At 53.8% G+C, this 567-nt stretch carries 1 protein-coding gene; it reads left to right on the top strand.

Annotated elements, in window-relative coordinates; all coding sequences use genetic code 11:
- Positions 1–567: Ig-like domain-containing protein (locus J663_RS18525; RefSeq protein WP_033851461.1), on the top strand; the 567-nt coding region annotated here is incomplete at both ends.

Raw genomic sequence — 567 nt, 5'->3', positions numbered from 1 at the left:
CCAGCACTCACTGGTACAGTGAACGATCCGACAGCAACAGTGGTTGTGAATGTGGATGGGGTTGACTATCCGGCAGTGAACAATGGTGACGGCACCTGGACGCTTGCAGACAATACACTGCCTGCGTTAACTGATGGTCCACATACCATTACCGTGACGGCAACTGATGCAGCAGGTAATGCGGGTACCGATACAGCAGTGGTGACCATTGATACCACCGCACCAAATGCACCTGTACTTGATCCAATCAATGCAACTGATCCGGTGAGCGGTACAGCAGAACCTGGTTCTACAGTGACTGTGACATATCCTGATGGCACCACTGCAACAGTCGTGGCAGGCACAGACGGCAGCTGGTCAGTACCAAACCCGGGCAACCTGGTGGATGGCGATACCGTGACTGCAACAGCGACTGACCCTGCAGGCAATACTTCATTGCCAGGTACAGGCACAGTCTCTGCCGACATCACACCGCCGGTGGTTGCACTTGATGATGTGTTGACGAATGACAGCACACCAGCACTCACTGGTACAGTGAACGATCCGACAGCAACAGTGGTTGTGAAC

This window comes from Acinetobacter sp. 826659, assembly GCF_000588515.1.
In the GTDB taxonomy this organism is placed as follows: domain Bacteria; phylum Pseudomonadota; class Gammaproteobacteria; order Pseudomonadales; family Moraxellaceae; genus Acinetobacter; species Acinetobacter pittii.
This window is presented reverse-complemented; position numbering and strand designations above follow the sequence as displayed.